A 22,800-nucleotide genomic window follows, 5' to 3' on the forward strand; every position below is an offset into this window, starting at 1 on the left:
GCAGTCCTATCCTCTTCGCTCTTCGCTTTCACCTCTTGTTTCCCATATAAGGAGGGCTCGCCCATACGCGGGCGCGTGGAAAGCCGATGCACAGCCAGAACCCGATCCTCGACGAATTCGCCAAGCTGACCCAGGCGGCCATGGGCATCGCCCAGACGGCCGGCGAGGAGGCCAAGACCGCGATGCGCGCCCAGGCGGACCGGCTGGCGGCTGAGTTCGACCTGATCCGCCGCGACGATTTCGAGGCCCTGAAGGCCGAGGTCGCGGCCCTGCGCGAAGAGATCGCCAGCCTCAAGGCTGCCCCTAAGGAAGCCAAGAAGGCGCCCGCCAAGAAGAGCGCGGCGACCGGCGAATAACAGGCTTAACAGCTCGCCCCCGGCGTGAAGCGAGTTGAGACGAACGCCGCGAAGCAGATTACTGTCCTTGGTACGTAAGCGAATCAAGGCGGGGGCGACCCCCGCCCGCGCTCGCGGGGACGCAGGATTCTCATGGACACCCAACCGGAAGAAGACGACGTCCTGATGGCTCTCGATCCCCTTGAGGTGGTCGAGCATGTGCTAGCGGCCGAAAACCTGACCTTTGATCGCACCGAAGACGGCGATCTGGCCTTTGCGCTGAAGGGCGACTGGAAGGACTACGAGCTGTGGTTTGCCTGGCGGCCCGAGGCCGACTGCCTGCAGCTGTGCCTGTCGCTGGACCTGCGCGCGTCCAAGACCAAACGCACCAACGCCTATGAACTGCTGGCCCTGATCAATCAGCGCGTCTGGCTGGGCCACTTCGAGGTCTGGACCGAGGACGGCGAGGTGGTGTTCCGCCACGCCCTGGCCCTGCCGGCTGGCGAGCGTCCGACCATGGCCCAGGCGGCCTCGATGATCGACGCGGCGGTGGAGGCGGCGGACCGCTTCTATCCGGCCTTCGACTTCCTGCTGCACGGCGCCAAGACCCCGGACCAGGCGATGGCCGCCTGCATGTTCGAGACGGTCGGCCAAGCTTAAGGCTTTAAATCCTTCTCCCCTTGCGGGAGAAGGTGTCGCGAAGCGACGGATGAGGGGTCGCGCGGCGACAGCCTCTTTGGTTCGCGCTCGCTGCGCCGAGAAACCCCTCATCCGACCTGCATCGCAGGCCACCTTCTCCCGCAAGGGGAGAAGGGGTGAGATCGAGGTGACGACCATGACCCCCATCCTCCTCCTCGGCGCTGGACGCATGGGCGGCGCGCTGGTCCAGGGCTGGCGCGAGGCCGGCGCCTTCACCGCCGTCGATCTGATCGTCCGTGATCCGAACATCGAGCCGTCCGCCGTCCGAGGGGCGATCGTCAATCCGCCGCTGGAGGCGCTCGGCGCGGCCAAGACCGTGCTGCTGGCGGTGAAGCCGCAGATCTGGCGCGAAGCCGTCAAGGACGTGGTCCCGCACCTGGCGGCGGACGCCGTGATCGTCTCGATCGCCGCCGGGGTGCGCGCCGCCGACATTTCCGAGGCCTTCGGCGGCCGGCGTGTGGCGCGGGTCATGCCGACCACGGCCGTCGCCATAGGCCGAGGCGCGGCCAGCCTCTACGCCGACAACGCCGAGGCCCTCGCCCGTGCCAAGACGCTGTTCGAGCCCGTCGCGACCGTCTCGGTGCTGCCTTCGGAAGAGCTGATGCACGCGGCCACGGCCGTTTCCGGCTCGGCCCCGGCCTATCTCTACGCGTTCGTCGAGGCGCTCGAAGCGGCCGGCGCGGCGCAGGGGCTGGATCCCGCCGAGAGCGCGCGCCTGGCCCGCGCCACCATCATCGGTGCGGCCGCCCTGATGGAGCAGAGCGGCGAGGAGCCGGCCGAGCTGCGCAAGCAGGTGACCTCTCCCGGCGGGACGACGGCCGCAGCGCTGGCGGTGCTGATGGGCGAGGGCGGTTTTGCGGATTTGCTGCCCAAGGCGCTCGCGGCGGCGGTGGCGCGGTCGAAGGAGCTGGGCGGCTAACCCTCGCCCCCCTCCGCGCCGCGCGCTTTCCTTCCGCCCGCCTTTGGGGGCGGACGACCGCGAAGCGGTCAGGTGGGGGCTTGCTGAGCCGGCCATCCTGCCCCCATCTCTTCGCCCATGACCGACGACATCCTCGACCGCGCCGCCGACGCCGCCCTGGCCCTGGCCGCCGACCAGCCCTGGCCGACCGTCTCGCTTCGCAACATCGCGGCGAAGGCGGAGGTCCCGTTCCCCGACCTTTACGCCAAGGCCAATAGTCGTCTCGCCGTGTTGGCCCGGGTTTCCGAGCGCTTCGACCGCGCGGCCTTGGCGATCGACTATCCGCAGGGCTCCAACGCCCAGGACCGCCTGTTCGACGCCGTCATGGCCCGGCTGGAGGCGATGCAGCCGCATCGCACGGCGCTGCTGAACATCGCCAAGGCCGATGGCGCGCTGGTCGCCGTGGCGCGTTTCCCGTTCATCGCCCGCGCCTTGCTGGAGGCCGCAGGCGTCCCCGCCACCCCGCCGCGCCTGCTGGCCATGGCCGTCGTCTGGGGGCGCGTGGTCCAGGTCTGGCGCGAGGACGACGCCGCTCTGAACCGGACCATGGCCGAGCTCGACAAGCGCCTGAAGCAGATGAGCGCGCGGCTGGGGATGATCGGGGCGGGGTTTTAGGGGGGGTCGCCTTACTCGCCCCCTCCGCGCCTGCGGCGCTCCTCCCCCGGAGGGGGAAGAAGGACAACCTTCCGCCCGCCTTTGGGGGCGGACGACCGCGAAGCGGTCAGGTGGGGGCCTGCGGCGTCGGCCGATCCTAGCCCGGCAGCCGGATCAGCGCCCTCAATCCCCCCATCGCCGAACGCGACAGCATCAGATCCCCGCCCAATCCGCGCGCCATGTCGCGGGCGATCGCCAGTCCTAACCCCACGCCCTTCTCGTTCTGGTTCCGGCTCTCGTCGAGGCGCGAGAAGGGTTTGAACGCTTCCTCGTAGCGGTCCTCGGGAATGCCCGGGCCATCGTCGTCCACCGCGATCTCGACCCCGCCGGTCTGGCGGGCGCTGGCGGCGACCTTGACGTGGTCGGCGTGGGCGACGCCGTTGTCGACCAGATTGGCCAGGGCCCGGCGGAAGGCTAGCGGCCTCACCCGCGCCTCCAGTCCCGGCGTGATCTCGGTCTCGATCCTCGCCCCGCCCCGTTCGGCGTCGGCGACCACGCCCTCGATCAGCTCGGAGAGATCGACCACCCGCGCATCCTCGCCGCCCTCGCCACGGGCGAACGCCAGATACTCGTCGATCATGTGCTCCATTTCCGCCAGGTCGCCCTTCATCGCCTCCAGCCGCTCGCTGGGCTCGGACATGGCCATCTCAAGCTTCAGGCGGGTCAGCGGCGTGCGCAGATCGTGGCTGACGCTGGCCAGGAGCGCCGTGCGCTGCTCGATGTGGCGGACGATGCGGGCCTTCATGGCCAGGAAGGCGCGGGCGGCCTTGCGCACCTCGCGCGCGCCGTGCGGCTTGAAATCGTGCTCTTCGCCCCGGCCGAAGGCGTCGGCGGCGTCGGCCAGGCGCTCGATGGCCCGCACCTGGTTGCGGATGAACAGGATGGCGATCGCCGTCAGCAGCATGGTCGCCACCACCATCCACAGAATGAAGATGTGGCCTTGCGTGGCGTAGGCCCGGTCGCGCAGGGCGTAGATCTGCAGGACCCCGTCCTTCACCTGCACCCGGATGTCGATATAGGCGGTGTAGCGGGTCGTATCGAACCAGAACGGGTTGTCGAGGCGGTCGTCCAAGGCCTGCTGCAGCGAGCGGTCCAGGGCCGCGAACAGCGACGGCCGACGGCTGGTCGGCAGCTTGCGACCCTTCTGGAAGGCGATCGAAAGCGACATCGAGTCCTCGGCCCGCTTGGCCAGCTTCTCGACGGCCGCGGGGCTGGGGTCGTCCTCGTAGGACTGCACGGCCCAGGCGATGTCGCCGGCCAGGCCGTCGGACAGCTTGCTGGTCACCGACTGCCAGTGGGCGTCGAAGAACGCCCAGGTTACGGCGATCTGCATCACCGCCACCGGCAGGATGATGATCAGCAGGCTGCGTCCGAACAGCGAGGTCGGCAGCAGGCGTTTGATTAGGGGCGGGAGGTGTAGGCGGGTGGAGAGGGGCATAAGCGACTACAGGCCCCCTCCGCGCTTCGCGCTCCTCCCCCGGAGGGGGAAGAAGACCGCGCGATCCTTCTTCCCCCTCCGGGGGAGGAGGATGCGCAGCATCCGGAGGGGGCGAGTGGGGGCGCTCAAGCCATCAATCCGGCGCCAGCCGGTACCCGATCCCGCGCACCGTCTGCAGATAGCGCGGGTTCTTCGGATCCGGCTCGATCTTGCGGCGCAGGCGGGTGACCTGGACGTCCACGGCGCGGCCGGTGGCGTCGGCGGTGTCGCGGGCCAGTTCCAGGCGGTCTACGGGCTCGTGGGCCGAGCGGGCCAGGCGGCGCATCAAGGTAACCTCCGCCTCGGTCAGGCGGATCACCTCGCCATCGCAGATCAGCTCGCCGCGCTCGGGCTCGAAGGTGCAGCGCCCCAGGTTCAGGGTCGCCGTGCGGGTCCCCACGGGCCGGGCGGTCGAGCGGCGCAGGATCGCCTCGATGCGCAGCAACAGCTCCTGCGGCTCGAACGGCTTGCCCAGATAGTCGTCGACGCCGTTGGACAGACCCTCGATGCGATCGGCCGTCTGGTCGCGAGCGGTCAGCATCAGGATCGGTGTGCGGCCGGCCTCGCCGCCCCGCGCGCGCAGGCGCTTGGTGAAAGCCATGCCGTCCTCGCCCGGCATCATCACGTCCAGCACCATCAGGTCGAAGTCCAGCGCCTGGAACAGCTTGTCGGCGCCCGCCGCGTTCGGGGCGGCGGTGACGCGGAAGCCGGCGCGGCCCAGGAACTCCTTGATCAGCTTGCGCAGGCGGTCGTCGTCGTCGACGACCAGCAGGTGGCGCTCGCGGCGCTCGTCCGGAGTCATACCGCTGTCCTCACACGTTCTGGCGTCGGGGCGCGCCGACACCCTGACGAGGTCCGGCCAGCGCCGCCAGGATCCGCCGCGCGCCGGCCACGCCGTCGAGGCCGCCCGTGCGATAAGCCCGCGCCAGCAACGCCCGCAGACGCTCGGCGGTGCGCTGCTCGAAGGCCAAGCCTTGCGGTGTCAGGGTGGCCGGGCGGCGGCGGCCATCCAGCTCGCCCGAGCCCCGCTCGACCAGGCCCGCCTTCTGCAGGTCCGACAAGGTGCGGCTGGCGGCTTGCTTGGACAGGCTGGTCAGCTTGGAGAGGTCCTGCACGCCAATGCCCGGGCGCCGGCGCAGCAGGAAGGCCGCGCGCCAGTGTGAACGTCCCAGGCCCAAGCTCTCGCTTTCCAGCGCGGCGTCCACGGCCGCCCACAGCGAGGCCTCGGCCAGCAGGATCAATTCCAGCCCGCCGTCCAGCTCCTCCTCGCGGAGGATCAGACGGGGGTCGTCCGAACCGGGCTGCAGCGGGGCTATCATCGCGCGGAGTCCATTTTATTTGACGCGCCCACCCTCGGGGCGTCTAAGGGCCGGGTTTTTCATAAGGAGGTCTTGGGCCGATGTCTCTGGTTCCCTTCGACGATCGTGATGGTTGGATCTGGCTGGACGGCCAGTTCGTGCCTTGGCGCGAAGCGAAGGTGCACGTCCTGACCCACGGCCTGCACTACGCCTCGTCCGTATTCGAGGGCGAGCGGATGTACGGCGGCGAGATTTTCAAGCTGACCGAGCATACCGAGCGCCTCTTCAAGTCGGCCGAGATCCTCGACTTCAAGATCCCCTACACGGTGGCCGAGATCGACGAGGCCTGCAAGGCGACGGCCGCGAAGAATGGCCTGAAGGACTGCTATGTCCGTCCGATCGCCTGGCGCGGCAGCGAGATGATCGGCGTTTCGGCGCAACAGACCAAGATTCACGTCGCCATCGCCGTCTGGGAATGGCCCAGCTATTTCGACCCGGCGACCAAGGCCAAGGGCATCCGCCTGACCTGGGCCAAGTACCAGCGTCCGGACCCGAAGACCGCCCCGGTCGCGGCCAAGGCCGCCGGCCTCTACATGATCTGCACCATCTCCAAGCATGCCGCCGAGAAGGACGGCTATGCCGACGCGATGATGCTGGACTATCGCGGCTATGTGGCCGAGGCGACCGGCGCCAACGTCTTCTTCGTCAAGGACGGCGTGCTGCACACGCCCAAGCCCGACTGCTTCCTGGACGGCATCACCCGCCGCACGGTCATTCAGATCGCCAAGGACAAGGGCGTCGAGGTCGTCGAGCGCCACATCCAGAAGGAAGAGCTGTCGACCTTCACCGAGTGCTTCATCGTCGGCACCGCCGCCGAGGTGACCCCGGTCTCGGAGATCGGCGAGTTCAAGTTCACGCCGGCCAAGCTGTCGCTCGATTTGATGGACACCTACGCCGCCCTGGTGCGCGGCCAGGCGATGGCCGAGGCTTAGTCGGAAACCTTCTCCCCTTGCGGGAGAAGGTGTCGGCGACGCCGACGGATGAGGGGTTTCTCGGCGCTCGCCGTGCGACCCCTCACCCGGCCCTCCGGGCCCCCCTCTCCCGCAAGGGGAGAGGGGTCGACTCCCGCCAAACTTCCCTCTAAGCTCTACGACGATGACCCTCGCCGCCAGCCACACGCTGTTTTGGTATTTTAGCTATCCGACGCCTCTGGCGCCGGGAGGGTTTCGTTCGGCCTGAGATCAGGGCCACTTAAGAACACCTTCACCAGCCGCCAGGGGATCCCCGGGCGGCTTTTTTGATGGCCGCCGGACCTTCCCAGACATCTTCCGGAGCCATCCATGCCGACTTCCGCCGCCCACATCGTTACGCTGCCCGTCCCGACCGACGACCTGCGGATCGAGAAACTCCAGACCCTCAGCCCGCCCGCCCAGGTGATCGGCGAGGCGCCCGCCACCTCGTCGGTGGCCGAGGTCGTCGGCGCGGGCCGTCGCGCGGTGCATGAGATCCTGCAAGGACGTGACGATCGCCTGGTGGTGGTGATCGGGCCGTGCTCGATCCACGACCCCAAGGCCGCCCTAGAGTACGCCCAGCGCCTGGCTGTCGAGCGCGAGCGTCACGCCGGCGAGCTGGAAGTGATCATGCGGGTCTATTTCGAAAAGCCCCGCACCACGGTCGGCTGGAAGGGCCTGATCAACGACCCGGACCTGGACGGCGGTTTCCGCATCAATGAGGGGCTGCGCCTGGCGCGCCGGGTGCTGCTGGACGTCAGCGCCCAGGGCCTGCCGGCGGCCTGCGAGTTCCTGGATGTCACCACCCCGCAGTACATCGCCGACCTGGTGGCCTGGGGCGCGATCGGCGCGCGCACGACCGAAAGCCAGATCCACCGCGAGATGGCGTCTGGCCTGTCGTGCCCTGTCGGCTTCAAGAATGGCACCAATGGCGACGTGAAGGTCGCGGTCGACGCGGTGACCGCCGCCAGCCAGCCGCACCATTTCCTGGCGGTGACCAAGGAGGGCCGCGCCGCCATCGCCACCACCACCGGCAACGGCGACTGCCACCTGGTGCTGCGCGGCGGCAAGACGCCGAACTACGACGCCGCCAGTGTCGCGGCCGCCGCCGAGGTCCTCAAGAAAGCCGGCCTGGCCGAGCGGATCATGGTCGACGTCAGCCACGCCAACAGCGGCAAGAACCACGAGAACCAGCCGGCGGTGGTCGCCGACGTCTGCGCCCAAGTGGCCAGCGGCGCCGCGCCGATCATGGGCGTGATGATCGAAAGCCACCTCGTCGCCGGCCGCCAGGACATCGTCACCGGCCAGCCGCTGACCTACGGGCAGTCCGTCACCGACGCCTGCGTCGATTGGGAGACCTCGGTACGCATGCTCGACGACCTGGCGGCGGCGGTGAAGGCCGGCCGCGCGGCGCGGGGATAGGGCAAACCAAGTTTGAAGGCTGGCTCGCCTTGTTGGGTCATTTCACACTAGCTTGGCAGATCGAGAGCACCTTAGAGGCCAGATCAATCTCGCCAGCCTTCAAAGCTAGGTCTCGTGCTTCCTCGCACTGCTTTTCCACAATCAGCGCGCCAATGCGCTCCCTTAAAGCAATTGCGCGCTGGCGCTCAGCCTCCTGGCGGAATTCAGCTTCACGGTCTGGGCCGGCGTGGGGCGCGGGTGTTAGAGATTTGACCGTGTCCACGCCTTTGCGGAATGCGTCTAGTGGATCGGTGCGTGTTTCGGTCGCTGTCCGGCAAGTCCAGCGACCATATTCCCATCCACATACCGTCTTTGTCTGAGGCGGCGAGGCTGCCTGCCCAGCCGCTAGGCTAATAGCCAGCACAGCAAAAAGACCCACCGCAAGCCCTCCGTATGGGCCCGAATATGCCACGACGATGGGGAAAGGCGAGGGCTAGCCATTCCTCGCCTTTTCCCATTTTCCGTCATTCCCGCCCTTGTGGCGGGAACCCCTTTATCGGCCGCAAGGGCAGAAGGGACGGACTGCTCAGCAGTCCGCTTGCACCTCACGTGTCAGCTGAACCAGAGGTTCCCGCCACAAGGGCGGGAATGACGGGTGTTGAGAGGGTTGCCTATTTGGCTTGAGCCGCCATCACCGCCGCGACCTCAGCCCGGGCCATGGCGATGTCGCGCAGGAAGGTCTCGGAGCGGTGCTGGGCGGCGTAGATCACCTCGCCCGACTGCAGCCCCGCTTCCGTGGCGCTAAGCGTGTGGCTGCCGCAGATCCAGCGGCTGTCGGCGTAGTCGCGGCCGCGCGTGTAGAGCGCGTCGGCGCGCGAAGGGACGACCTCGGCCAGGATCATCGCCACGTGCCCACCGAAGGCCGAGTGGCCGGACGGGTAGTCGGGATTGGCGGTCAGGTCGGGGCGCTTGGGCTCGCAGACCGGGGCTGAGTCCTTGCCGATATAGGGGCGCTTGGTCCCCCAGAAATGCTTGGCGACGCTGACGGGCGAGCGGTCGTCGCCGGCGCGTTCCAGCAGGGCCGACAGGATCGGGGCGTTCTGAGGCGTCAGCTTGACGCCCAGCGCCTTCTCGAAATGGCCGAAGGCCGGACCGCTGACGTCGGCCGTGGCCCGCGCCCAGCGCGCCGGGTCCTTGTCCTTGATCGCCCGGCTCTGGTCGAAGATCGCCGCGTCGGCGATCGCGCGGGGCGAGCCAGGCTGGGGCGGGGCGGCCAGGATCTTGGTCAGGTCCGGGCGGGTCTCGGGGGCGAGGTAGCCGCGCATGGGCGCGCCGGGCAGGGCCTCGATGGCGAGGTAGTCGCAAGCCTTGGGCTGGCGCACCGGATTGCAGACGGCGACGTCGTCGCCGGTCAGGCGCACCGTGTAGCCGCCGGCAAAGCGCGGATCGGGCCACATGTAGTCGGTCGAGACGTACTGCGCGCCGCTGGTGAAGGCGGCGGTGCGGCGCGAGGCGTCGTTACGGCGGGCCTCCCAGGTGTCGGCGTCGGCGCGGGTGCGGACGATGAAGCCGGCCTTTACGGCGGCGGCGATGCGGTCTTTCTGGGCGACCGGATCGTTCAGCGTCAGATAGGCGGCGGCGGGCGAAGCCTCGTCGGTGTTGACGAACATCGCCCGGCCCTCCAGCGAGGCGCGCTTGCCACGATAGATGGCGATCTTGGCCGGGCCTTCGTCGAGGGCGAAGAAGACCTTGCCGCGCGCCTGGCCGATCTTGGGCCAGCCTCCCCCTGCTTTGGCGCCGGCCAGCACGCCTTCTCGCAGGGTCTTGGCCTTGCCCTGAACCTGGTCGGGCGTGATCAGGCGATCGTCGCCAAACACCGAGCGGATCTCGGCGTCCAGCGCGTCGAACAGACCTTCGGTGAAGGGCAGGGGCTTGACGCCGCCTGGCACGGTGGCCTCGCCCTCCTTGGCGTTGAGCATGATCAGGATCGGCGCGTGGTCGCGGTGAGCGTCCGACCAGGCGCGGATCTCCTTCAGGCACGAGACGAACGTCACGCACGAGACGCGGAAGTCGACGTCGGTCATGTGCATGGTCTTGAAGCCCGGCTTGGCCAGGGCGGCGGCCATCTGCGGCGGCAGGGCCGTGCCCTGGCCAAAGACGGTGAGCGGCTTGGCGTAGCGGCCGCCTTCGGGGTCGGCGACGACGTCGAGTTCGATCTGGCGAGCGCCGGCGTTCAACTGTTCCGTCAACGGACGATGGCCGTAGTCGATCGCCAGGACCGCCTGGCCGCGCGCGGCGACCATGGCCGCCATCTCGTCGGCCGGAATGGCCTGCTTGTAGGAGTTGTGGGTGCCCACGGCCATCAGGTCGGTCATCGCCAGGGCGTCCATCCGCTGGCGAACGCACGGCGCGCTCTCGTCGGCGGTGGGGCAAGGGGCGGCGGCGACCGCCAGAGCGGCGAGCAGGTTCAGCATGGGCGGACTCCGAAACAGAGCGTCGCCATAGCGCTAGCCCATGACGGTTTGACGTCGCCGCCTCTTGGAGGCGGGGTGGGAAATCGCGGTCTCGTCATCAAGCTTTTAAAAAACCGAGACGCGGGCGTCATCGAGAGCCCCTAACGCCCGCCCTAACCGTCGGCGCCCAAATTGTGGCGGCTTTCCTCCGGCGGAAGAAGTTTGGGGATCCTGCAATGTCTCGCACCAAGATCGCGCTCCTGGCGGGCGCGGCTCAGCTCGTCATGGCCACGTTCGCGCCAGCCGCCTTCGCCCGGGTCGAAGACCCCGCGCCCGCCGCCGAGCCGGCGGATTCCGTCGACGCCATCGTCGTCACCGGCTTCCGCAAGTCGCTTGGCGCGGCGCGCGAGGCCAAGCGGACCAGCGCCATCGTCACCGACGTGATCGTGGCCGAGGACATGGCCAAGTTCCCTGATCTGAACCTGGCCGAGTCGCTGCAGCGCCTGCCGGGCGTGGCCATCAACCGCGAAGGCGGCGAAGGCCGCCGGGTCAGCCTGCGGGGCCTGGGCCCCGACTTCACCCGCGTCCAGCTGAACGGCATGGAAGTGCTGGGCAATGTCGACTCGCCGATGGACAGCCGTGGCCAGACCTCGCGCGACCGGGCGTTCGACTTCAACATCTTCGCCTCGGACCTGTTCTCGAAGGTCGACGTGCGCAAGTCGTTCTCGGCCGAACAGGACGAAGGCGGCATGGCCGGCACGGTCGGCCTCTACACCGCCAAGCCGTTCGACTATTCGGGGACCAAGGCGGCCCTGTCGATGCAAGGCGGCACCAACAGCGCCACCAAGGACTTCCAGCCGCGCGGCGCGGCGATGATCAGCAAGAACTGGGACGACAAGTTCGGCGCCCTGTTCTCGGTGGCCTACTCCAAGCGCAAGACCGAGGAGCAGGGCTACAACACCTATGGCGCCGGCACTCAGAGGGCCTCGGCCGCCAATGTCGTCAGGCTGAGCGCCGCCGACGCGGCCAAGGCCACCAATGGCGAGCTGATCTTCCAGCGCGGCAACCGTCTTTCGGTCTGGGACTCCGACCAGGAGCGCCTGGGCCTGACCGCCGCCCTGCAATGGCGCCCGGTCGAGAACGTCACCCTGACCCTCGACGCCCTGCACGGCAAGTTCACCAATGACCGCTCGGAACTGCACCTGGCCACGCGCGGCACGGTCGGCTCGACGGTGCTCAGCGCGCCGACGCCGCACTCGGGCAATCTGGTCAGCCCGGCTTCGGTGTTGAATTCGATCCAGTACGACAAGCACAACACGATCATCTACGCCGACGTCGACAACGCCGTCTTCGCCACCGAGACGCGTCGCCAGGAAACCAAAAACACCTTCGACCAGCTGGTGCTGACCGGCGAATGGAAGGTGACCGACAAGCTGACGATCGACGGCCACATCGGCCAGGAGACCTCGGACTACGACATCCCGATCTCGGACAAGTTCTACACCGAGGCGTTCGGCGGCCTGATCACCGACTATCGCGGCGACACCGGCAAGAACACCTACAAATGGGACACCACCGACCCGAACAACTACCGGGCCCACGAGATCGACTTCTCGGCCACCTACCAGACCACCGAACTGAAGAACGCCGAGCTGAACGGCGCCTACGCCTTTAACGACGACCTGACCCTGAAGGGCGGCGTCTCGTATCGCGGCTTCGAGAACTCGGGCTACAGCCAGACCAATGACGACGTGAACAGGACGGCCTGGGAAAAGGGCACGCTGGATGACCGCCTCGACGGCGTCACCAAGGTGTTCAGCCAGCACCACGACCAGTCGTGGATCATTGTCGACTGGGACAAGGCGCTGTCGAAGTGGGGCGTGACCCGCACCCTGGGCGCGCCCAGGAGCATCTATTCGGTCAAGGAAGACACCTCGGCCGGCTATCTGCAGCTAGACTGGAAGACCCAGTTCCTGGGTCTTCCGCTGCGCGGCAACACCGGCCTGCGCGCCTATGAGACCGAGCTGACCTCGTCGGGCGTCATGGCGGTCCGGGGCGTCAACACCCCGACCGAGGCCAAGAAGAAGTACTCGGGCGTGCTGCCGGCCCTGAACGCGGTGCTGGAGGTCTCCGACCAGTTCCAGGTCCGCATGGCCGCCGCCAAGAATATCAACCGTCCGGCCCTGGGCGCCTACGCCATGAACGGCACGATCAGCGTCGACGGCACGCCGCCCACCGTCACGGTGTCGACCGGCAACCCGAACCTCGAGCCCTACACCTCGGACGAGTTCGACCTGGTGGCCGAGTGGTACTTCGGCGGCGTCGGCATGCTGACGGCGGGTGTGTTCCACAAGAACATCGACGGCCTGGTCGCCAGCCAGACGACGACCAGCAGCCTCACCAACAGCATCACCTACGCCAGCACCGGCCTGGCCGAAGGCCTGTATCCGGGTATCACGGGCTCCACGATCGTCGCCTCGTACACCCGCCAGGTGAACCTCAACAACGCCAAGCTGACCGGTCTGGAGCTGTCGGCTCAGAGCGATTTCTTCTTCCTGCCGGGCGTGTTCAAGAACATGGGCGCGGTCGCCAACCTGACCCTGATCGACAGCGAGACGACCAATCTCGTCAACGGCAAGTCGCAGAAGACCGACATCTTCGGCCTGTCGGACGTCAACGCCAACGCCACGCTCTACTATGAGACCGCCAAGTACGGCGCCCGGGTCTCGGCCAACTATCGCTCGGACTATCTGATCGACAGCGGCGGCTTCAACGCCACGACCTATGTCGACGCGGCGGCCTTCTATCAGCTGACCCCGCGCATCCGCCTGTCGCTGGACGCGATCAACCTGACCAACGAGCGCGAAGAGCAATACAACAGCTTCAACAATGGCTTCGGCCAAACCGGCGCCAAGCGCTTGTGGAACTACACCACCAGCGGCCGCACCGTGTTCATCGGCGCCAACATCCAGTTCTAAGCGTCAAGTCTGGAGACGAAGAAGCCGCCCGGGAGCAATCCCGGGCGGCTTTTTTGTTGGTTGGCTCCGTTTGAAGCCAAACAAATCAAACCGTCATTCCCGCCCTTGTGGCGGGAACCCCTCTATCCGCCGCAAGGGCAAGAGGGGCGGGCCGCAGGCGGCCCGCTTGCGTCTCACGTACCAGCTGAACCAGGGGTTCCCGCCACGAGGGCGGGAATGACGGTGGTTAGAGGAGCGCGAGTCAGTTCCCTAAGCCGCGACCTGCGACGCCTCCGCCGGCAGGCGGATCAGGTAGTCGAACGCCGAGAGCGAGGCTTTCGCCCCTTCGCCCATGGCGATGATGATCTGCTTATAGGGCGTCACTGTCGCGTCGCCGGCGGCGAACACGCCGGGCAGCGAGGTCTCGCCGCGATAGTCGACCTCGATCTCGCCGCGCGGGGTCAGGGCCACGCCCGAGTCCTTCAGCCACTCGGTGTTGGGCACCAGGCCGATCTGCACGAACACGCCTTCCAGGTCGACGCGGTGGACGGCGTCGTGGTTGCGGTCCTTGTAGGACAGGCCGTTCACCTTGGCGCCGTCGCCGTGGATCTCGGTGGTCATGGCCGAGGTGACGATCTTGACGTTCGGCAGGCTGGCCAATTTCCGCTGGAGCACGGCGTCGGCGCGCAGCTGGCTGTCGAACTCGATCAGCGTCACGTGGGCGACGATGCCGGCCAGGTCGATGGCCGCCTCAACGCCGCTGTTGCCGCCGCCGATCACCGCCACGCGCTTGCCCTTGAACAGCGGGCCGTCGCAGTGCGGGCAGTAGGCCACGCCCTTGTTCTTGTACTCGGCCTCGCCGGGCACGTTGACGTTCCGCCAGCGCGCGCCGGTCGACAGGATCACGCTCTTGGACTTCAGGCTGGCGCCGTTCTCGAGCTTGATCTCGATCAGGCCGCCGGGGGTCTTGGCCGGAACCAGGCCCACGGCCTTCTGCAGGTTCATCACGTCGACGTCGTAGTCCTTGACGTGCTGCTCCAGGGCCGAAGCGAGCTTCGGGCCTTCGGTGTGCGGCACCGAGATGAAGTTCTCGATGTCCATGGTGTCCAGCACCTGGCCGCCGAAGCGTTCCGCCGCGACGCCGGTGCGGATGCCCTTGCGGGCGGCGTAGATCGCCGCGGCCGCGCCGGCGGGGCCGCCGCCGATGACCAGCACCTCGAAGGCGTCCTTGGTCTTGATCTTCTGCGCCATCCGGTCAGCCGCGCCGGTGTCCAGCTTGGCCAGGATCTGCTCGATGTCCATGCGGCCCTGGCCGAAGGGCTGGCCGTTCAGCAGGATGGTCGGCACGGCCATCACCTGGCGTTCCTCGACCTCGGCCTTGAAGAAGGCGCCGTCGATGGCGACGTGGCGAATGCGCGGGTTCAGCGCGCTCATCGTGTTCAGGGCCTGCACCACGTCGGGGCAGTTCTGGCACGACTGCGAGAAATAGGTTTCGAAGCTGTAGTCGCCATCCAGCGCCTTGATGCGCTCGATCACCTCGGCGTCGAGGCGCGGCGGGTGGCCGCCGACGTGCAGCAAAGCGAGCACCAGCGAGGTGAACTCATGGCCCAGCGGCAGGCCCGCGAAGCGCACGTTGGCGTCGTTGGCGGCGCGCTCGACCGAGAACGAGGGCTTGCGCTCGTCCTGGCCGTCGAAGCGCACGGCGACCTTGTCCGAGGTCGTGGCGATGTCTTGCAGCAGAGCCTTCATCTCGGCCGAGCCGGCCGTGTCGTCCAGCGACGCGACCAGGGCGATCGGCTGGCGCAGGTTCTGCAGATAGGTGGTCAGCTGGGTCTTCAGACCGGCGTCCAGCATGGCAAGCTCCCAAAAAGGCTAGGGGAGTGAAAGGAAGGCGTTCGATGGACTGGGGAGGATCGAACGCGGCGAGCGATCGAGAGGTTGCGCCGCCGCCCGCCCTTGCGACGGGTGGCGACGCGGATAGGTCTCATCCAAGGGTGGGCGTGGCGGCTGGAACCGCAGAGGGTTCAGGCCGCCGCGCGCCGTGTCTTAGATCTTGCCGACGAGGTCGAGCGAGGGGGCCAGGGTCTTCTCGCCCTCTTCCCACTTGGCCGGGCAGACTTCGCCCGGGTGGCTGGCCACGTACTGGGCGGCCTTGATCTTGCGCAGCAGCTCAATGGCGTTGCGGCCGATGCCTTCGGCGGTGACTTCCATGAACTGGATCACGCCTTGCGGGTCGACCAGGAAGGTGCCGCGGTCGGCCAGGCCGACGCCCGGACGCATGATCTCGAAGTTGTTGGTCACCACGCCCGACGGATCGCCGATCATCGTGTACTTGATCTTGCCGATGGCCGGCGAGCTGTCGTGCCAGGCCTTGTGCGAGAAGTGGGTGTCGGTCGACACGGCGTAGATCTCGACGCCCAGGCGCGTGAAGACGTCGTAGTTGTCAGCCAGGTCTTCCAGCTCGGTCGGGCAGACGAAGGTGAAGTCGGCCGGATAGAAGAAGAAGACCGACCACTTGCCCTTGGTGTCCGCATCGCTGACCGTGACGAACTTGCCGTCCTTGTAGGCCTGGGCGGTGAAGGGTTTGATCTCGGTGTTGATCAGCGACATTGGGCGCTCCGTTGAAACGATGGCCGGTGTCTATAGTGCGCTGCACAATCGAGCTAATTGATAAATCTTCTAGATGGGATAGAAAGTTTCTATGGGCCTTGGCGACGGTCCGGGCGGCGGCGAGTGCTCGCCGCCGCCGCGCCAGCGGACAGGCCGTGCACGGACGATCCGTGATGGAAAGAGCGGGTTCATCCCCTTGCGAGCACGCTCGCCGCCGCTCTCTCCGATATCGCGTGGATCACCCCAGATGATCCGACCGTTCGTCGGCTCCGCGCCTCCCCAGACGCGGCGTCCGCCAGCAGAGCAGATGATTGGGGTGGCGCGTCGAAGTCGAGAGGCCAGGCCCCGCCTGGTCGCCGCGCGGGCGCGGGCGACCTTCGGATGGGCGCCGGAGGCGGGCGGGCGCCTCTAAATCAGCCAGCTTTGCGGGCGCGGATAGGCTTCGCCCCGCGCCAGATAGTAGATGCCGGCGATGCAGCGAGCGATGAACCACAGGCCGATAGCTCCCATGATGGCGCCGCCCAGCATCAGCATCGGAATGCCGATCAGAACGAAGCTCAGCGGGATGCCGACCACGAAGATCGCCAAGCCCAGCAGGAAGCCGGCGATCGACAGCCAGAAGCTGCGAATGGCGAAGGTGAAGTGGCTGGCGTTGACCGGGCCGGCGCTGTCGCGGCTGACATAGGCCACGATCAGGCCGACGAAGAAGGTCAGGCCGTTGGTGAAGCCCAGCAGGTACAGGCCATAGACGACGGCCGGCAGCAGCTTCTCTTCCGAGCTCGGGGTGACGATGGTGTCGGTCATGATTAAAGCATCCAGCTCTTGGGCGTGGGATAGGGTTGGTTCTTAAACAGGTTGGACAGGCCGATGATCCCGCGGACGATGATCCACAGTCCGACCGCGACCATCAGCACAACGCCGATCCCAATCACGGTCAGCAGGGCCGAGATCGCGGCGAACAGCGCAGCCAGCCAGAAGGTCCGGATCTGGAACTCGTAATGGCTGGCCAGCCATTCGGGCGCGTCCTTGCGGCTGACATAGGCCAGGATCGCGGCGATGATGCAGGTCAGGCCGCCGGTCGGCGGACCCGCGATCAGCAGGGCGTAGCTGATCCCCGGCAGGGTCTTGTCGTCCTGCAGCTTGGGCGGGACGGCCGGGTCGAGGGTGGGGTCTGACAACGGTTTGAGCCTTGAGATATCGTCGTTGGCTCAACGATCGCGCCGTCGCGGTCCGGATGCAAATGAAGGTGGCGTCATGACGCCGTTTTCACCTTCGGATAGGCGCGATCGTTCTCTGTAGACCGGAAACAACCCGCCTTCCTGGGCCTTGCGCCCAGGACCCATGGTTCCGGCCCATATGCGTTGGATCGGCGTTCTAGGACTTTCCGCCCAGACCAATTCCGAATGCACAGACCTCCCTTGGCATGGGTCCTGGCCACAGGGGCCAGGAAGACGGCTCTCGTCGCTCCATCTGAGCTGCGGCGTAGAACATTACGAAAAAGTCATGTTCGCCGAACGCGTCCGATCCGGACGGCCGCGCGTAATGCCTAGTGACCGCGCGCCGTCGACTTTCTCCCCACCCATCTCCCCCCAATCCGATGGAAGGTTCAAAAAGATGATGCGTTCGATCCTGCGCCGCACTGCGGTGCTGGCCGTCGCCGCGACGGCGCTCGCCACGACCTTGGCCACCCCCGCCCTCGCCGACCACCACGGCGCCAAGCCCAACATCGTCGGCGTCGCCGCCGGCAATGCCGACTTCGCGACCCTGGTCACGGCGGTCAAGGCCGCCGGCCTCGTCGACACCCTGTCGAGCCCGGGCCCGTTCACGGTCTTCGCCCCGACCAACGCCGCCTTCGGCAAGCTGCCGGCCGGCACGGTCGAGACCCTGGTCAAGCCCGAGAACAAGGCCACCCTGACCAAGATCCTCACCTGTCACGTCGTGGCCGGCAAGGTCATGGCCAAGGACCTGGTGGCCGCCATCCAGTCCCACGGCGGCGCCTACACGATCAAGACGGTCGGCGGCTGCCAGTTCAAGGCGGCGATCGAGGGCGGCAAGGTCGTGATCACCGACGAGAAGGGCGGCAAGAGCACCGTCGCCGCCACCGACGTGGGCGCCAGCAACGGCGTGATCCACGTGATCGACACCGTGCTGATGCCCCGCTAACCCCTCCGCCGCTCGAGGTCTCACCCCCAGCCTCGATCGCCAACGCCCCGGCCAGATGGTCGGGGCGTTTTCTTTTACGGCAGCAGGTCCGTCGGCGGATCATGCGGGTCGAAGGCCGGGCCGGCGCCGATCCAGGGCAGGGCGGCCGTCAGCAGCAGCAGGACGAAGACCATCCGCGCGGTCATGTCGACGCCCACGGCGGCCATGCCGGCGCTCAGCGAAAAGGTCAGGGTCGCGGCCGCGCCCAAGGCGGTCAGGGCGATCATGCCGGTCAGGGCCGCCCGCGCCTCGATCCGCGCGACACCGAACCGGGCCTTGGGCGAGAGGTCCGCGCCGACGGCGGCGATCGCCCGCGCCAGGGTCGAGAAGCCGGCCAGCCGGTCCTCGAACCGGCCGGGCGCCAGGTAGCTCTGCGAAACGATCACCATCCGGCGGCGGCCGAAGGTCAAAAGCAGGCTGCGTCGGCGCCCGTCCTGGCCGACGGCCAGGCGATAGCGGGTCAGGCCCGTCAGCGGAAAGCGCCGCTCGCCCTTGCCGCGCGTCTCCACCAGGACCCCGGCCTCCAGCGTCCAGACCGTCTCGGGCTGGAGCGGGGAGAGCCGGGCGCCGTGGCGGATGCTCATCGGTGTCAGGCCCGAACGGCGGTGATCTCGACGCCAGCGGCGGCGGCGTGTGGGGCGAGCGCTAGGGGCTTTTCGACCCGCACCCGGGCGCGGGTCACGCGGGGATCGCTGAAGCAGGCCTGGGCCAGCCGCTCGGCGAACGTCTCGACGAGGTCGATATGGCCCTCGGCGACGATGGCGCGGGCGGCCTCGCCGACCATCTCGTAGTTCACGGTGTCGGGCAGGCGCTCACAGTGGCTGGCGGCCACGTCCAGCTCGACATCGACCACCAGCGGCTGCATGCGGCCGTGCTCGTGGTCATAGACCCCGATCTGGGCGTCGACCTTCAGGCCGCGCACGAAGACCTTGGTGATGATGACGCGCGCCAGGTCTTGAACGGGGGCGGAAGCGGGATCGGGAAGCGGAGCTGCGGCCAAGGGGCGGCCTCTCTATTACGGAGCGACGATGTCGGGCGTTTTCCAGCCCAGGTGCTGGCCGCCGTCTACGGCGATCATCTGGCCCGTGACCGACGTGGCGTCAATGAGATAGCGCAGGGCGGCGGCGACGTCGTCTGGCGTGGCGCGCCGCTGCAACAGCACGCCGGCGGCCTCGGCCTCGAACTCGCCGGGCGCCTGATGCACCGACGGCAGCACCGGTCCGGGGCCGATCGCGTTGACCCGGATGCGCGGCGCCAGGGCTTGGGCGAGGGTCTGGGTCGCCCACCAAAGGCCCGCCTTCGACAGGCTGTAGCTGAAGAACTGCGGATTGGGCCGCCAGACGCGCTGGTCGATGATGTTGACCACCAGGCCCCCAAGGGCTGGTGAGCGCTCGTCCGGCAGGGCGGCGGCGAACGCCTCGGCCAGCACCAGCGGCGCGCGCAGGTTGGTGTCGAGATGCAGGTCCCAGGTCTGGCGGGAGAGGTTTCCCACGCGGTCGTCCTCGAAGGCCGAGGCGCTGTTGACCAGCAGGGTGACGGGCCGTTCGAGAGCTTCGGACGCCTGGGCGATCAGGCCGCGCGTCTCGTTCTCGTCGGAAAGGTCGGCGCGGACCAGGGCCGCGCGAACGCCCAGCGCCCGCACAGCGGCGATCGTCTCCTCGGCGTCTTCGGCCGAGGCGCGATGGTGGACGGCGACGTCATAGCCAGCGCGGGCGGCCTCCAGGGCCAACGCCCGGCCGATCCGACGCCCCGCGCCAGTGACCAGGGCCGCGCCGCGCGCGCTCATCGGCGAGATCAGTCGATGCGGCCGAATTCCGAGACGTTCAGCGTCATGACGATGCCGATGAAGATGGCGATGACGAGGATCGCGAGCATGGCGCGGCTCCGAAAGAGAATGACGATATCCCTTCGGCTTTAGCGGTCGTGGGGACTGACCGCAAGGCCGGCCCGCGCTACTACCTACCCCATGCTCTGGCGCCGCCGCATCGAACCGTTCACCCGTCCCCTGGTCTACGCCTTCTTCCGCTTCAAGCGGGGGCTGACGCTGGGGGTGCGGGCGGTGGTGACGGATCAGGACGGCAAGGTCCTCTTGATCCAGCACACCTACATCAAGGGCTGGTACCTGCCTGGCGGCGGGGTCGAGCGCGGTGAGACGGCCGAGCTCGCCGTGGTCCGCGAGCTGGCCGAGGAGGCGGGCGTGCGCGCCCTGTCGCGCCCGCGCCTGGTCAGCGCCCACAGCAACGAGATCCTGCACCCCGGCGACCACGTCCTGGTCTACCGCATCGACGCCTGGGAGACCTGCGCCAGCAACGCCGCCGGCGAGATCCACGCGGTGGGCTGGTTTGATCCGCACGACCTGCCGGAAGAGACCACGCGGGCCACCCGCCGCCGGATCGCCGAGGCGCTGCATGGGGAAGAGCCGGACGCGATGTGGTGAGGCGCGAAAAACCCCTCTCTCCATGAAAGAGGGATTCAAAATCGCCCCCTTCACACCTGAACGCCGATCACATTAAATGCTTGTTTGAAACCGTCCGCCGTCTCTCCCAACTAGAGCGGGCGATCCCAACGGGCAGGAGAACGTCATGCGCGACTACACCAAGTTCTACATCGACGGCGCCTGGGTCGATCCCGCCCAGCCCAAGACCCTGGACGTCATCAACCCGGCCACCGAAGCGGTCGCGGGCGTCATCTCGATGGGCTCGGCCGCCGACGTCGACAAGGCCGTGCGCGCCGCGCGCAAGGCGTTCGCCACCTTCTCCCAGACCAGCCGCGAGGAGCGCATCGACCTGCTCGAGCGGATCATCGCCGAGTACCAGAAGCGCTTCGAGGATATGGCCAAGGCCATCACCGAGGAGATGGGCGCCCCCGCCTGGCTGGCCCAGCGCGCCCAGGCGGCCATGGGCATCGGCCACGTCCAGACGGCGATGGCGGTGCTGAAGGACTACAGGTTCGAGGAAGACCGCGGCACGACCCGCATCGTCAAGGAGCCGATCGGCGTCTGCGCCTTCATCACGCCGTGGAACTGGCCGGTGAACCAGATCGCCTGCAAGGTCGGCCCGGCGCTCGCCACCGGCTGCACGATGGTGCTGAAGCCCTCGGAAATCGCGCCGTTCAGCGGCTATATCTGGACCGAGATCCTGCACGCCGCCGGCGTTCCGGCCGGGGTGTTCAACCTGGTCAATGGCGATGGCCCCACGGTCGGCGCGGCCCTCAGCAGCCACCCGGAAGTCGACATGGTCTCGTTCACCGGCTCGACCCGAGCGGGCGTCGAGGTGGCCAAGAACGCCGCCCCGACCGTCAAGCGCGTTCACCAGGAGCTGGGCGGCAAGAGCCCCAACATCATCCTCGACGACGCCGACTTCCAGAAGGCCGTCGGCGGCGGCGTGGCCTCGGTGATGCTGAACTCGGGCCAGTCGTGCAACGCCCCGACCCGCATGCTGGTGCCGGCTACGCGCATGGACGAGGTGATCGCCATCGCCAAGGCCGCCGCCGAGGCCCATACGGTCGGCGACCCGAACGGCAACCACAAGATGGGCCCCGTGATCTCCGAGACCCAGTGGAACAAGATCCAGGGCCTGATCCAGAAGGGCATCGACGAGGGCGCCACCCTGGTCACCGGCGGTCCCGGCCGTCCCGAGGGCCTGGACAAGGGCTATTACGTAAAGCCCACCGTCTTCGCCAACGTCACCAACGACATGACCATCGCCAAGGAAGAGATCTTCGGCCCGGTGGTCTCGATCCTGGGCTACGACACGGTTGAGGAAGCCGTCACGGTCGGCAACGACACCGAGTACGGCTTGGCGGCCTATGTCTCGGGCGGCGACCCGGGCGAGGTCCGCAAGGTGGCGGCCAAGCTGCGCGCGGGCCAGGTGAACCTGAACGGCGCCAGCCCCGACCTGATGGCCCCGTTCGGCGGCTACAAGATGAGCGGCAACGGCCGCGAGTGGGGCGACCACGCTTTCGGCGAGTTCCTGGAGACCAAGGCGATCCTGGGCTACTCGGCGAAGGTGGCGGCGGAGTAGGGGGCTGGCTCTGCTGCTGATTTAGACGGAGAGGGCGGGGCCGGGAGGCTCCGCCTTTTTTGGCACTTCCCTTACCGCTGGAGAAATGTTCTCCCCATCAATTTTTGCAGATAGGTCGAGAAAACGCATTGTTAACGATTCAATCGCATTGAAAAGTTCTTTTAATTCCTTTGTTTCAACTCTTTTGTCTTTGAATACGAGAGTTTTTCGGGCCGTAATTTCTGTTCTGTGTGGGGCGTATTTCTTGGGGATTTTAAACCCTAAGCCGCTTCCTCTGAATATTTCTGCGTAACCGTCATCCGCGACGCCTATAGATGACCAGGGATCGTGCAGTGCTCGATTTCTTTGATTGCCTAGTTCAATTACAGTCCCAGATAACGATCTAGCAGATTTTAGGAGCCCTTCAGACGCCCCTCTCAGCTTGAGCAGAGAGAGCAAGGCGTCTATTTTCCTGGAAGGTCCGATAACCTGTGCAGTCAGGCAGAGTCCTGCTTCTGCGTCATCGCTAACCAGCGCGACAGACATAAGGTCGATAATCTGCTCCAGACGTGCCCAGGCGTCTGCGATCCGCCCTAAAGCCGCGTAGTGTTCATCTGATATTCCTGGAGCGAAAATGCTCATTGAATGACCTCCCAGGGTCGGACCCAGCCTTACATCTCTTGGAGGCAGCAGCGTGCCGGACTGACCAGGTCAGTCAAGGCTCGCCTCCGGCGACCGCGTCGCG

At 67.2% G+C, this 22,800-nt stretch carries 21 protein-coding genes and 2 pseudogenes; 11 read left to right on the forward strand and 12 right to left on the reverse strand.

The features are described 5' to 3' along the window. Window positions 1–86 precede the first annotated feature (86 nt). The 4 genes from CSW59_RS15625 to CSW59_RS15640 all read left to right on the forward strand — a co-directional run bounded on the left by CSW59_RS15625 (window position 87) and on the right by CSW59_RS15640 (window position 2,607). A complete protein-coding gene (locus tag CSW59_RS15625; protein WP_099444907.1) occupies window positions 87–356 on the forward strand; it encodes an accessory factor UbiK family protein in 270 nt (89 codons plus the stop codon). A 132-nt stretch (window positions 357–488) separates the two neighbouring features. Further along, complete coding sequence (locus CSW59_RS15630; RefSeq protein WP_099444908.1) at window positions 489–995, forward strand: YbjN domain-containing protein; 507 nt, start codon at window positions 489–491, stop codon at window positions 993–995. Between the two features lie 175 nt (window positions 996–1,170). Beyond that, the gene (gene proC / locus CSW59_RS15635) at window positions 1,171–1,953 is read left to right on the forward strand and encodes a pyrroline-5-carboxylate reductase (protein ID WP_099444909.1); all 783 of its coding nucleotides are present in this window, start codon (window positions 1,171–1,173) and stop codon (window positions 1,951–1,953) included. 117 nt (window positions 1,954–2,070) lie between these two features. Further along, on the forward strand, window positions 2,071–2,607 hold the full coding sequence (locus CSW59_RS15640; protein WP_099444910.1) for a TetR family transcriptional regulator: 537 nt from the start codon (window positions 2,071–2,073) through the stop codon (window positions 2,605–2,607). Between the two features lie 136 nt (window positions 2,608–2,743). On the opposite strand, the gene CSW59_RS15645 is transcribed toward CSW59_RS15640, so the two are convergent. From CSW59_RS15645 to CSW59_RS15655, 3 genes are all read right to left on the reverse strand, one after another. Then, the gene (locus CSW59_RS15645; protein WP_099444911.1) at window positions 2,744–4,084 is read right to left on the reverse strand and encodes an ATP-binding protein; all 1,341 of its coding nucleotides are present in this window, start codon (window positions 4,082–4,084) and stop codon (window positions 2,744–2,746) included. A 133-nt stretch (window positions 4,085–4,217) separates the two neighbouring features. Beyond that, a complete protein-coding gene (locus tag CSW59_RS15650) occupies window positions 4,218–4,925 on the reverse strand; it encodes a response regulator (RefSeq protein WP_099444912.1) in 708 nt (235 codons plus the stop codon). 10 nt (window positions 4,926–4,935) lie between these two features. Beyond that, window positions 4,936–5,442: a MarR family winged helix-turn-helix transcriptional regulator gene (locus tag CSW59_RS15655; protein ID WP_099444913.1), complete on the reverse strand. Its 507-nt coding sequence runs from the start codon at window positions 5,440–5,442 to the stop codon at window positions 4,936–4,938. An 80-nt stretch (window positions 5,443–5,522) separates the two neighbouring features. On the opposite strand from CSW59_RS15655, the gene CSW59_RS15660 reads away from it, so the two are divergent. From CSW59_RS15660 to CSW59_RS15665, 3 genes are all read left to right on the forward strand, one after another. Then, window positions 5,523–6,413: a branched-chain amino acid aminotransferase gene (locus CSW59_RS15660; RefSeq protein ID WP_099444914.1), complete on the forward strand. Its 891-nt coding sequence runs from the start codon at window positions 5,523–5,525 to the stop codon at window positions 6,411–6,413. 163 nt (window positions 6,414–6,576) lie between these two features. Continuing rightward, window positions 6,577–6,660 carry a hypothetical protein gene (locus CSW59_RS21910; protein ID WP_106907040.1) on the forward strand — a complete coding sequence of 28 codons (84 nt, stop codon included), beginning with the start codon at window positions 6,577–6,579 and terminating at the stop codon, window positions 6,658–6,660. Window positions 6,661–6,761: 101 nt separating this feature from the next. Continuing rightward, window positions 6,762–7,853 carry a 3-deoxy-7-phosphoheptulonate synthase gene (locus CSW59_RS15665; protein ID WP_099444915.1) on the forward strand — a complete coding sequence of 364 codons (1,092 nt, stop codon included), beginning with the start codon at window positions 6,762–6,764 and terminating at the stop codon, window positions 7,851–7,853. A gap of 1,340 nt (window positions 7,854–9,193) precedes the next feature. Here CSW59_RS15665 and CSW59_RS21460 read toward each other — a convergent pair. Beyond that, window positions 9,194–10,306: pseudogene (locus CSW59_RS21460) on the reverse strand (phosphatidylinositol-specific phospholipase C1-like protein); the annotation flags it as partial. Between the two features lie 109 nt (window positions 10,307–10,415). Between CSW59_RS21460 and CSW59_RS15675 the strand changes: the two are divergent. After that, a pseudogene (locus CSW59_RS15675) lies at window positions 10,416–13,263 on the forward strand (TonB-dependent receptor); the annotation flags it as partial. 249 nt (window positions 13,264–13,512) lie between these two features. Here the strand turns inward: CSW59_RS15675 and ahpF are convergent. The 4 genes from ahpF to CSW59_RS15700 all read right to left on the reverse strand — a co-directional run bounded on the left by ahpF (window position 13,513) and on the right by CSW59_RS15700 (window position 17,030). Further along, a complete protein-coding gene (gene ahpF / locus CSW59_RS15685) occupies window positions 13,513–15,096 on the reverse strand; it encodes an alkyl hydroperoxide reductase subunit F (RefSeq protein ID WP_099444918.1) in 1,584 nt (527 codons plus the stop codon). A 192-nt stretch (window positions 15,097–15,288) separates the two neighbouring features. Then, window positions 15,289–15,852, reverse strand: a complete 564-nt coding sequence (gene ahpC / locus CSW59_RS15690; RefSeq protein ID WP_099444919.1) for an alkyl hydroperoxide reductase subunit C — start codon at window positions 15,850–15,852, stop codon at window positions 15,289–15,291. A gap of 408 nt (window positions 15,853–16,260) precedes the next feature. Continuing rightward, window positions 16,261–16,656, reverse strand: a complete 396-nt coding sequence (locus CSW59_RS15695) for a hypothetical protein (RefSeq protein WP_099444920.1) — start codon at window positions 16,654–16,656, stop codon at window positions 16,261–16,263. A 2-nt stretch (window positions 16,657–16,658) separates the two neighbouring features. Next, window positions 16,659–17,030: a DUF4870 domain-containing protein gene (locus CSW59_RS15700; protein WP_099444921.1), complete on the reverse strand. Its 372-nt coding sequence runs from the start codon at window positions 17,028–17,030 to the stop codon at window positions 16,659–16,661. 436 nt (window positions 17,031–17,466) lie between these two features. On the opposite strand from CSW59_RS15700, the gene CSW59_RS15705 reads away from it, so the two are divergent. Then, a complete protein-coding gene (locus CSW59_RS15705) occupies window positions 17,467–18,015 on the forward strand; it encodes a fasciclin domain-containing protein (RefSeq protein WP_099444922.1) in 549 nt (182 codons plus the stop codon). A gap of 74 nt (window positions 18,016–18,089) precedes the next feature. Here the strand turns inward: CSW59_RS15705 and CSW59_RS15710 are convergent, their stop codons facing one another. The 3 genes from CSW59_RS15710 to CSW59_RS15720 are packed head-to-tail and all read right to left on the reverse strand — an operon-like array spanning window position 18,090 to window position 19,840. Then, on the reverse strand, window positions 18,090–18,638 hold the full coding sequence (locus CSW59_RS15710) for a hypothetical protein (protein ID WP_099444923.1): 549 nt from the start codon (window positions 18,636–18,638) through the stop codon (window positions 18,090–18,092). Between the two features lie 5 nt (window positions 18,639–18,643). Continuing rightward, window positions 18,644–19,054, reverse strand: coding sequence for a dihydroneopterin aldolase (gene folB / locus CSW59_RS15715; RefSeq protein ID WP_201722819.1), 411 nt, complete (start codon window positions 19,052–19,054; stop codon window positions 18,644–18,646). A gap of 15 nt (window positions 19,055–19,069) precedes the next feature. After that, a complete protein-coding gene (locus CSW59_RS15720; protein ID WP_099444924.1) occupies window positions 19,070–19,840 on the reverse strand; it encodes an SDR family oxidoreductase in 771 nt (256 codons plus the stop codon). 180 nt (window positions 19,841–20,020) lie between these two features. Here CSW59_RS15720 and CSW59_RS15725 point away from each other — a divergent pair, with 180 nt between their 5' ends. Together CSW59_RS15725 and CSW59_RS15730 are read left to right on the forward strand one after the other, a co-directional pair. Continuing rightward, window positions 20,021–20,491 (forward strand): NUDIX domain-containing protein, encoded by a 471-nt coding sequence (locus CSW59_RS15725; protein WP_099444925.1) that lies wholly within the window; start codon window positions 20,021–20,023, stop codon window positions 20,489–20,491. Between the two features lie 145 nt (window positions 20,492–20,636). Continuing rightward, entirely contained in the window at window positions 20,637–22,076 is a 1,440-nt protein-coding gene (locus CSW59_RS15730) for an aldehyde dehydrogenase family protein (RefSeq protein WP_099444926.1), read from the forward strand. 21 nt (window positions 22,077–22,097) lie between these two features. Here CSW59_RS15730 and CSW59_RS20640 read toward each other — a convergent pair whose 3' ends face one another. Then, a complete protein-coding gene (locus CSW59_RS20640) occupies window positions 22,098–22,697 on the reverse strand; it encodes a hypothetical protein (protein WP_143755005.1) in 600 nt (199 codons plus the stop codon). Between the last annotated feature and the right edge of the window lie 103 nt (window positions 22,698–22,800).

Origin of the sequence: Caulobacter sp. BP25, from assembly GCF_002737755.1 — a bacterium.
Classification (GTDB): Bacteria; Pseudomonadota; Alphaproteobacteria; order Caulobacterales; family Caulobacteraceae; genus Caulobacter.

Excerpts from the sequence above, each read along its gene's own strand:
- CSW59_RS15625 (WP_099444907.1), top strand. The coding sequence starts at position 87 with ATGCACAGCCAGAACCCGATCCTCGACGAATTCGCCAAGCTGACCCAG.
- CSW59_RS15630 (WP_099444908.1), top strand. The coding sequence starts at position 489 with ATGGACACCCAACCGGAAGAAGACGACGTCCTGATGGCTCTCGATCCC.
- proC (WP_099444909.1), top strand. The coding sequence starts at position 1,171 with ATGACCCCCATCCTCCTCCTCGGCGCTGGACGCATGGGCGGCGCGCTG.
- CSW59_RS15640 (WP_099444910.1), top strand. The coding sequence starts at position 2,071 with ATGACCGACGACATCCTCGACCGCGCCGCCGACGCCGCCCTGGCCCTG.
- CSW59_RS15645 (WP_099444911.1), bottom strand. The coding sequence starts at position 4,084 with ATGCCCCTCTCCACCCGCCTACACCTCCCGCCCCTAATCAAACGCCTG.
- CSW59_RS15650 (WP_099444912.1), bottom strand. The coding sequence starts at position 4,925 with ATGACTCCGGACGAGCGCCGCGAGCGCCACCTGCTGGTCGTCGACGAC.
- CSW59_RS15655 (WP_099444913.1), bottom strand. The coding sequence starts at position 5,442 with ATGATAGCCCCGCTGCAGCCCGGTTCGGACGACCCCCGTCTGATCCTC.
- CSW59_RS15660 (WP_099444914.1), top strand. The coding sequence starts at position 5,523 with ATGTCTCTGGTTCCCTTCGACGATCGTGATGGTTGGATCTGGCTGGAC.
- CSW59_RS21910 (WP_106907040.1), top strand. The coding sequence starts at position 6,577 with ATGACCCTCGCCGCCAGCCACACGCTGTTTTGGTATTTTAGCTATCCG.
- CSW59_RS15665 (WP_099444915.1), top strand. The coding sequence starts at position 6,762 with ATGCCGACTTCCGCCGCCCACATCGTTACGCTGCCCGTCCCGACCGAC.
- ahpF (WP_099444918.1), bottom strand. The coding sequence starts at position 15,096 with ATGCTGGACGCCGGTCTGAAGACCCAGCTGACCACCTATCTGCAGAAC.
- ahpC (WP_099444919.1), bottom strand. The coding sequence starts at position 15,852 with ATGTCGCTGATCAACACCGAGATCAAACCCTTCACCGCCCAGGCCTAC.
- CSW59_RS15695 (WP_099444920.1), bottom strand. The coding sequence starts at position 16,656 with ATGACCGACACCATCGTCACCCCGAGCTCGGAAGAGAAGCTGCTGCCG.
- CSW59_RS15705 (WP_099444922.1), top strand. The coding sequence starts at position 17,467 with ATGATGCGTTCGATCCTGCGCCGCACTGCGGTGCTGGCCGTCGCCGCG.
- CSW59_RS15710 (WP_099444923.1), bottom strand. The coding sequence starts at position 18,638 with ATGAGCATCCGCCACGGCGCCCGGCTCTCCCCGCTCCAGCCCGAGACG.
- CSW59_RS15720 (WP_099444924.1), bottom strand. The coding sequence starts at position 19,840 with ATGAGCGCGCGCGGCGCGGCCCTGGTCACTGGCGCGGGGCGTCGGATC.
- CSW59_RS15725 (WP_099444925.1), top strand. The coding sequence starts at position 20,021 with ATGCTCTGGCGCCGCCGCATCGAACCGTTCACCCGTCCCCTGGTCTAC.
- CSW59_RS15730 (WP_099444926.1), top strand. The coding sequence starts at position 20,637 with ATGCGCGACTACACCAAGTTCTACATCGACGGCGCCTGGGTCGATCCC.
- CSW59_RS20640 (WP_143755005.1), bottom strand. The coding sequence starts at position 22,697 with ATGAGCATTTTCGCTCCAGGAATATCAGATGAACACTACGCGGCTTTA.